Origin of the sequence: Macrococcus bovicus (genome assembly GCF_004359575.1) — a bacterium.
Classification (GTDB): Bacteria; Bacillota; Bacilli; order Staphylococcales; family Staphylococcaceae; genus Macrococcus; species Macrococcus bovicus.
Map to the genome: position 1 here is coordinate 495,403 of NZ_SCWF01000001.1, position 8,210 is coordinate 503,612.

Consider the following 8,210-nt stretch of genomic DNA (forward strand, 5'->3'; position numbering starts at 1 on the left):
CAACATGTATCAGACCATAGTCATCGGCGGCGGTCCGAGCGGACTGATGGCTGCCATCAGTGCCAGTGCAGAAGGCGGCCGCGTTCTGCTTATCGACAAGAAAGACCAGCTCGGCCGCAAGCTGCAAATATCAGGGGGTGGCCGCTGTAATGTCACCAATCGACTGCCTTATGAGGAGATCATCAAGCATATCCCGGGAAACGGCAAGTTTTTGTACAGCGCCTTCAATACGTTCGACAATGAAAGCATTATCTCTTACTTCGAAAATAAAGGCGTCCAGTTGAAAGAGGAAGATCACGGCCGCATGTTTCCGGTTTCCAATAACGCTAAAGATGTAGTAGCGACCCTGCTGAAAAATTTAGAAGACAATCAGGTGGAGATCAAGACCAATCTGACGGTCAACCAGCTGATCATGGACGACAACAGAATCATCGGCGTCGACACAGCGCGCGGTGCATTTCACAGTCAGAACGTCATCATTGCGACAGGCGGTAAAAGTGTGCCCCAGACAGGCTCGACCGGGGATGGTTACCGCTTCGCTGAACAGGCTGGACACACCATCACAGACCTCTTTCCGACTGAAGTACCGATCACTTCCAGCGAACCGTTCATCAAGTCAAAAGTACTGCAGGGCTTAAGTCTGCAGAACGTAGCCTTAAGTGTGCTCAGAAAGAACGGCAAGCCTGCCATCACCCACCGGATGGATATGCTCTTCACCCATTTCGGCATCTCAGGCCCCGCCGCTCTTCGCTGCTCACAGTTCGTCTATAAGGAACAGCAGCGGCAGAAAACAAGAGATATTCAGATGACCATCGATGTCTTCCCCGAGGAATCACTGCATGAGGTGACGAAGCGAATTCATGACAGACTCAAGCACAATCCTGACAAGTCGATTAAAAACAGCCTGAAAGGGTTCGTGCATGAGCGTTACCTCCTCTTCTTACTCGAGCGTGCCGGCATTGAGGAATCAACAAGCTATCACCATCTGAAACGCGATGCTCTGAACACTTTTATCGCAGCCTTAAAACAGTTTCAGTTCACCGTAAACGGCACCTTATCCATTGAAAAGGCCTTCGTGACTGGTGGCGGCGTCAGTGTCAAGGAAATCCATCCCGCAACGATGCAGTCAAAGCTGCATGATAATCTTTTCTTCTGCGGGGAAGTGCTGGATATCCACGGCTATACCGGCGGCTATAATATTACCAGTGCACTTGTGACCGGTTATGTTGCAGGTCTTAACGCACAGAAAGCGGCTCTCTGAATTGAGAGCCGCTTTCTTAGAATGCTGCCATACCACCTGTGACGTTGAATGCTTCAATGTCATGGTCGCGTAGATATTCTGTTACTTTTTCACTGCGGATGCCATGCGCACAGACGATATAATAAGATTCGTCCTGCTTGAATTCCGGCATATAGTCAGGGATTGTATTCATCGGGATGTGTCTTGCCCCTTTAAGCATCCCCATCTGAACCTCATAGTCTTCACGTACATCAATGATGTGGAGCCCTTCATGATCCAGCTTCTGCATCAGTTCCTGAGGCGATATTTCGTAAGTCATAGTCTCCTCCTAATTCGCTACGATATTAACGAGCTTATTCGGCACTGCGATGACTTTACGTACCGTCTTGCCGTCAATCGCTGTCTTAATTTCTTCTTCAGCGAGTGCAAAAGCTTCCAGCTCTTCTTTTGGCATATCTTTCTGGATCAATGCTTTCTTCTTCAGCTTACCGTTGATCTGGATGACGATTTCCACTTCAGCGTCAACCAGCTTAGAAGCATCAAATGTCGGCCACTCAGCATAAGTGATAGTCTCTGTATGGCCCAGCTTATACCAGAGTTCCTCAGCGATATGCGGTGCGATAGGAGACAGCATTTTAACAAAGCCTTCCACATATTCTTTATTGATCTTCTCCTGTTTGTAGCCTTCATTTATAAAGACCATCATCTGAGAAATAGCTGTATTGAAGCCCAGTGCCTCGTAGTCTTCAGTCACTTTTTTCACGGTCTGGTGATAGACCTTATCAAGTGCCGGTGTCGCCTCTGTCGTCACCTTCTCAGCGAGCGTTCCTTGTTCTGTGATGAAGAGACGGTAGATACGGTCAAGGAAACGACGTGCGCCGTCTAAGCCATTTGTACTCCAGGCGATCGATGCTTCAAGCGGTCCCATGAACATTTCGTAAAGACGCAGTGTATCTGCACCGTGTGACGCGACGATATCGTCCGGATTGACGACATTCCCTTTCGATTTACTCATCTTCTCGTTACCTTCACCGAGAATCATGCCCTGGTTCAGTAATTTCTGGAAAGGTTCTTTTGTCGGTACGGCACCGATATCGTACAGCACTTTGTGCCAGAAGCGAGCGTACAGTAAATGAAGAACCGCATGCTCTGCTCCGCCGATATAGAGGTCGACCGGTAACCATTCTTTCAGTTTCTCAGGATCCGCCAGCGCTTCATCGTTATGCGGATCAATATAACGCAGGTAATACCAGCAGCTGCCGGCCCACTGCGGCATGGTATTCGTCTCACGGCGACCCTTCATGCCTGTTTTCGGATCAACGACATTGACGAAGTCGTCAATATTCGCAAGCGGTGATTCACCTGTACCTGATGGTTTGATATGCTCAGTCTTCGGCAGCATCAGCGGCAGTTCTTCTTCCGGTACTGTCGTCATCGTGCCGTCTTCCCAGGTAATGACTGGAATCGGCTCTCCCCAGTAACGCTGACGTGAGAATAACCAGTCGCGCAGCTTGTAGCTGATTTTCTTCTGCCCGATTTTCTTGTCTTCCAGCATGGCGATGGCTTTCTGAATGCCTTCTTCCTTGTTCAGGCCATCGAGCTCGCCCGAGTTGATATGCACGCCGTCACCGGTGAACGGTCCAGTGGTGATATCGCCACCTTCAACGACCTGCACGATCGGCAGCTCGAACTGCTTCGCGAAGTCATAATCGCGTTCATCATGCGCCGGCACCGCCATGATGGCACCCGTGCCGTAAGAAGCGAGAACATAGTCAGAGATCCAGATCTGCATCTCTTCACCTGTGAACGGATTGACTGTATAAGCGCCTGTGAAGACCCCTGTCTTCTCTTTCGCGAGGTCCGTACGTTCGAGATCAGATTTACGCGCTGCCTGCTCCTGGTATTCTTTGACCGCTTCCTGCTGGCCGGCTGTCGTGATCACTTCGACCAAGGCATGCTCAGGTGACAGGACGGCATAAGTGGCACCGAAGATTGTGTCAGGCCGTGTCGTGAAGACCTCAAATGCCTGTTCTGAATCTTTCACTTTAAATGTCACTTCCGCTCCTTCTGAACGGCCGATCCAGTTGCGCTGCATATCCTTCAGTGATTCCGGCCAGTCAAGTTCGTCCAGGTCTTCCAGCAGACGGTCTGCATAGTCAGTGATTTTCAGCACCCATTGCCGCATCGGTTTACGGATGACCGGATGGCCGCCACGTTCTGATTTGCCGTCGACCACTTCTTCATTGGACAGGACAGTGCCGAGCGCCGGACACCAGTTCACTGCCACTTCATCAACATAAGCGAGACCTTTGTTATAGAGCTGGATGAAAATCCATTGTGTCCATTTATAATATTTCGGGTCAGTTGTATTGACTTCACGGTCCCAGTCATAGCTGAAGCCGAGTTCCTGGATCTGACGTTTGAACGTCTGAATGTTTTTCAGCGTGAATTCGGCAGGGTCATTGCCTGTATCAATCGCATATTGTTCTGCCGGGAGACCGAATGCATCCCAGCCCATCGGATGAAGCACGTTATAGCCTTGCATACGACGGAAACGAGACATGATATCTGTCGCTGTATAACCTTCCGGATGTCCGACATGAAGACCTGCACCTGATGGATAAGGGAACATATCAAGGGCATAGAATTTCGGCTTGTCAGAATGCTCCTCTGTTTTGAACGTCTTATTTTCAGCCCAGTACTGCTGCCATTTCTTTTCAATTTCCTGATGATTAAAACTCATGGTCATTCCTCCTTAAATAAATAAAGACAGTCATCCCTATCAAGAGGGACGACTGTCTTCTATAGACAACCGCGGTACCACCCGCAATTCACTGTTAAGTGCAGCTTAATGTGTTAAATTTCAGAACCCCGGCAAGTTCACCTGTACTCATTGTCAGTTCACACCCCCACTGACTCTCTATAAATGATTCAAGGTTACTACTCCAGTTATTATCTACTATAAAATGATTGAAGCGTTTGTGCAAGAAGTTTTTACAGGTTAAAAAAATTACCAGTTACAATAAAGGACAGGAGGTGTAGGGTGGAGATTGTTAAAAACAGAGTTCAACCCATCTGGCAGCAGATCAAGCATCGTGCGGAATTAAGCGCAGAAGAATTAAGTGACTTAAATAAAAATCTTCTCGGACTGAACGGCGAAATACTCTTTGAAAAAATCATCCAGACTTACATGGATAACGGCCTTATCTATCAGGATCTGCATCTACAGATCTTCAACAAAGAATTTCAGATTGACTGTCTCGCTGTCATGCAGGACGAGATCTATATTTTCGAAGTCAAATGGACTCATTATGACGTCACACTGCACAATGGCTCTTTTTATTTTACTGATCGAATGGCTGAAATTGAAGGCTATGCACTCCAGAAAGTCCGCACACAAAAACTGATGGCGCGTTTCCTCGATTACCATCAGCTCAACTACAAGGTCCACTACTTTCACGTTTTCATTAATCCGGCGCAAAGAGTTTATGGCGTCCAGAAAAATAATAACTGTCTCAGTTATTTCGATAGTATTTCTCTGATCAGCCAGCTATCAAAAGTCCCAAACTTCTACTCACATGAACAGCTTCAGTCGATCTTACTTCAAGAACACATGCTATCGTCTCGACATTCAAAATGCCCTGCACTGCATTTTAACGAAGCCAAAAAAGGTGTGCTTTGCTTATGTGAACAGGACTTCATTCAAAGAATGACTGAGCGACAATTTAAATGTTCGTGTGGCAAAGTATATACCAGTGAGGACTACTTGAAACTTGCTGTCGAAGAATTAAGACGTCTATTTAATGACGAATCCTTTACAGTTCAAAGGGTCCATGAATGGATTGACGGCAACCTTGATAAAAGGACAGTCAGAAGATTTTTATGTAAATATTTTGTGAAACGAAGCAACTGTAAAGGCGCCTATTATACTTCGCACTAAGTATATCGGACATTGGTAGCCGAGTGTGAAGCCGGGTGTCCGGTAAGTTGCGTTTATCGGACACTCATTCTATTATCCAGAGGTGAGTGTCCCATAAAAATCAAAAATCGGACACTCAAGTATAAGTTACCTTTTGAGTGTCCGATATTATCTTCTCCGTCCCCATCACTTGGCCAACCCTCTATCATATACCTTCAAGAACACGAAGCTCACGACGAGTAACGCAATCATCACGCCAAACATCACCTGCATATTATAGAGGTCGACGATGACACCGCCGACGACCGGACCGATAGCACGGCCCAGTGTGGCTGTCGAATTGACGATGCCTTGATACGTCCCGACCCGTCCTTCAGGCGCCAGCATATTCGCAACAGTCGGCACGGCCGGCCAGACGAACATCTCGCCGATGGTCAGAATCACCATACCGATGACAAACATCACAAAATTCTCAGCATAAATAGTCACGATAAAGGATACGATGAAAATGGAGATCCCCACCGCAATCTGGGTCTTGATCTTGTCTTCAATCAGACGGATGACAGGCCGGATCAATGGCTGACCCACTAAAATCAGCACACCGTTTATCGCCCACAGCATACTGTACTGCTGCAGACTGATGCCGATAGTCTGCGTATAGCTTGAGATGGTGGTCTGCCACTGGACATAACCTATCCAGCACAGACAGTAAGCGGCACAGATCAATAGCAGTGCATGGAACCTGCTCTTATCCACAATCTTCTTCACTTCCTCAACTTTACGGCCTTTGTGAAGCTGGCCTGCCTCCCGGTAACCGAATAGCGCAATCAGGAAGAAGACAACGAACAGTACCAAATTGGCGATAAAGATGATATTGAAACTGATATCCGCCATAAAACCACCAAGCGCAGCACCGAGCGCCACCCCTAAATTCTGGGCGAGATAGATGGCATTGAATGTCCGTCTCCCTCCTTCCGGCCATGCCACTCCTGCCATCGCGTAGATGGAGGGAAAGACGATCCCTGAGCCGAAGCCGACCAGAATCAACCACACTGGATACCACGGCCACGAATGAATCACAACCATGCCGACCAGACTGATCAGCGCGACCATGATACCGGTCATGACCGATAAATAACCACCGAAGCGATCGAACATCTGTCCGCCGATCAGATTACCCACGACAGAGGCGCCGGAGTTGAGCATGAGCACAATCCCTGCGACACTCAAGCTCTTGCCCAGTTCATTATGTATATAGATAGTGTTCAGCGGCCAGATAAAACTTGCCCCCGTCACATTGACTGCCATACCGATAACCAGCAGCCACACTAATTTAGGCATCTTCATATTTTTTCACCTCACTTCTTCAAGCGTAACTTTTTTCTCACTGTAAGACAATGTTTTGTGTTAAAATCCTACAATAAGAAAGGTGAGACTAAATGGAACAATTTAAATACGCACTAGACAATAAACGTTATCATACATGGAACTACCATCTTCGCCAGAAATTCGGCCAGAAAATCTTCAAGGTCGCACTGGAAGGTGGATTTGACTGTCCGAACCGGGACGGCACGGTTGCACACGGCGGCTGTACATTCTGTTCTGTAGCCGGTTCCGGCGACTTCGCGGGTGAACGGGTCGATCCGATTCCTGTTCAGTTTGAGAAAATCAAGAACCGCACCCACGAGAAATGGAAAGAAGGCAAGTACATCGCCTATTTCCAGGCCTATACGAATACTCATGCGCCCCTTCACGTCCTGAAGGAAAAATATGAAGCAGCGCTCGCTCAAGAAGGCGTTGTGGGACTGTCTATCGCGACACGGCCTGACTGTCTGCCGGACGATGTGGTCGAATATCTGGCCGAATTAAACGAGCGAACTTATCTATGGGTGGAGCTTGGTCTGCAGACTGTCCATCAGGAAACATCAGACCTCATCAACCGGGCGCACGATATGCAGTGCTACTACGAGGGTGTGGCCAAGCTGCGTAAACACAATATCAATATCTGTTCGCATATCATCAACGGCCTGCCGGGTGAAGACTATGACATGATGATGGAAACAGCTCGAGCTGTCGCTGAGATGGACGTCCAGGGTATCAAGATTCACCTGCTGCATCTTCTGAAAGGGACACCGATGATCAAGCAGTACGAAAAGGGTAAGCTTGAATTTATGTCAAAAGAAGACTACGTGAATCTCGTCGCAGATCAACTGGAGATACTACCGCCCGAAATGATCATCCACCGTATCACAGGTGACGGCCCGATTGAGCTCATGATCGGCCCGATGTGGAGCGTCAATAAATGGGAAGTGCTGAACGCGATTGACCAGGAGCTTATCCGCCGCGATAGCTGGCAAGGCAAACACTATAAGGAGCCTGTTCATGAAGCTTAAAGGAATTCTGCCATTCTCGAAACAGCTCATTGACCTGGCAGCAGCGCCCGGTGATACAGTCGTCGATGCCACCTGTGGTAACGGTAACGACACGCTCTATCTGGCCGAGAAAGTGACAGAGACAGGTCATGTCTATGCCTTTGATATTCAGGAAGCTGCGATTCAGAATGCGCAGCTGAAGACACAGGACCACGCGCATATCACCTTTATCCAGGATGGGCACGAGCACGTCAGTCAATATGTGACGGAGGCAATCAGCTGCGCTATCTTTAACCTCGGCTATCTGCCGAAAGGTGATAAATCCATCACCACGCTGCCTGAGACGACGATAACAGCGATCACTGAACTCTTCAATCTGCTTAAGCCGGGTGGCATCATCATCCTGGTCATCTATCCGGGTCATGCAGAGGGGCAGATTGAGAAAGAGGCAGTCTTGCAGTTTCTCAGTGAATTCGATCAGAATCTCGCACATATCATCCAGTACGGGTTTATCAATCAGAAGAACAACCCGCCTTTTGTATGTGCAATAGAAGAGTCTGGGACATAAGGAGTTCTAGCTTATAAAAAAAGACGAAGAAAAATGTATGTTTAACATTTTTCTTCGTCTTTTTATTGTTTTTACAGATAAGCTGACTACCTACGGTAGCCATTTTCCTGA

General features: G+C 47.9%; 7 protein-coding genes. 4 read left to right on the forward strand and 3 right to left on the reverse strand.

Annotated elements, in window-relative coordinates:
- Positions 1-4 precede the first annotated feature (4 nt).
- Complete coding sequence (locus ERX55_RS02725) at positions 5-1,261, forward strand: BaiN/RdsA family NAD(P)/FAD-dependent oxidoreductase (protein WP_133451037.1); 1,257 nt, start codon at positions 5-7, stop codon at positions 1,259-1,261.
- 16 nt (positions 1,262-1,277) lie between these two features.
- Here ERX55_RS02725 and ERX55_RS02730 read toward each other — a convergent pair whose 3' ends face one another.
- Together ERX55_RS02730 and leuS are read right to left on the reverse strand one after the other, a co-directional pair.
- Positions 1,278-1,559 (reverse strand): rhodanese-like domain-containing protein, encoded by a 282-nt coding sequence (locus ERX55_RS02730; protein WP_133451038.1) that lies wholly within the window; start codon positions 1,557-1,559, stop codon positions 1,278-1,280.
- Between the two features lie 9 nt (positions 1,560-1,568).
- Positions 1,569-3,983 (reverse strand): leucine--tRNA ligase, encoded by a 2,415-nt coding sequence (gene leuS / locus ERX55_RS02735; protein WP_133451039.1) that lies wholly within the window; start codon positions 3,981-3,983, stop codon positions 1,569-1,571.
- A 300-nt stretch (positions 3,984-4,283) separates the two neighbouring features.
- Between leuS and ERX55_RS02740 the strand changes: the two genes are divergently transcribed.
- The gene (locus ERX55_RS02740) at positions 4,284-5,180 is read left to right on the forward strand and encodes a nuclease-related domain-containing protein (protein ID WP_133451040.1); all 897 of its coding nucleotides are present in this window, start codon (positions 4,284-4,286) and stop codon (positions 5,178-5,180) included.
- 165 nt (positions 5,181-5,345) lie between these two features.
- Here the strand turns inward: ERX55_RS02740 and ERX55_RS02745 are convergent, their stop codons facing one another.
- Positions 5,346-6,506: an MDR family MFS transporter gene (locus tag ERX55_RS02745; protein ID WP_133451041.1), complete on the reverse strand. Its 1,161-nt coding sequence runs from the start codon at positions 6,504-6,506 to the stop codon at positions 5,346-5,348.
- Positions 6,507-6,598: 92 nt separating this feature from the next.
- On the opposite strand from ERX55_RS02745, the gene mnmL reads away from it, so the two are divergent.
- Complete coding sequence (mnmL, locus tag ERX55_RS02750; RefSeq protein WP_133451042.1) at positions 6,599-7,552, forward strand: tRNA modification radical SAM protein MnmL/YtqA; 954 nt, start codon at positions 6,599-6,601, stop codon at positions 7,550-7,552.
- Positions 7,542-8,099: a tRNA 5-(aminomethyl)-2-thiouridylate-methyltransferase MnmM gene (gene mnmM / locus ERX55_RS02755; protein ID WP_133451043.1), complete on the forward strand. Its 558-nt coding sequence runs from the start codon at positions 7,542-7,544 to the stop codon at positions 8,097-8,099. Before mnmL ends, mnmM begins: the two co-directional genes overlap by 11 nt.
- The last annotated feature ends 111 nt before the right edge of the window (positions 8,100-8,210 follow it).

Excerpts from the sequence above, each read along its gene's own strand:
- ERX55_RS02745 (WP_133451041.1), bottom strand. The coding sequence starts at position 6,506 with ATGAAGATGCCTAAATTAGTGTGGCTGCTGGTTATCGGTATGGCAGTC.
- leuS (WP_133451039.1), bottom strand. The coding sequence starts at position 3,983 with ATGAGTTTTAATCATCAGGAAATTGAAAAGAAATGGCAGCAGTACTGG.
- ERX55_RS02725 (WP_133451037.1), top strand. The coding sequence starts at position 5 with ATGTATCAGACCATAGTCATCGGCGGCGGTCCGAGCGGACTGATGGCT.
- ERX55_RS02730 (WP_133451038.1), bottom strand. The coding sequence starts at position 1,559 with ATGACTTACGAAATATCGCCTCAGGAACTGATGCAGAAGCTGGATCAT.
- mnmM (WP_133451043.1), top strand. The coding sequence starts at position 7,542 with ATGAAGCTTAAAGGAATTCTGCCATTCTCGAAACAGCTCATTGACCTG.
- mnmL (WP_133451042.1), top strand. The coding sequence starts at position 6,599 with ATGGAACAATTTAAATACGCACTAGACAATAAACGTTATCATACATGG.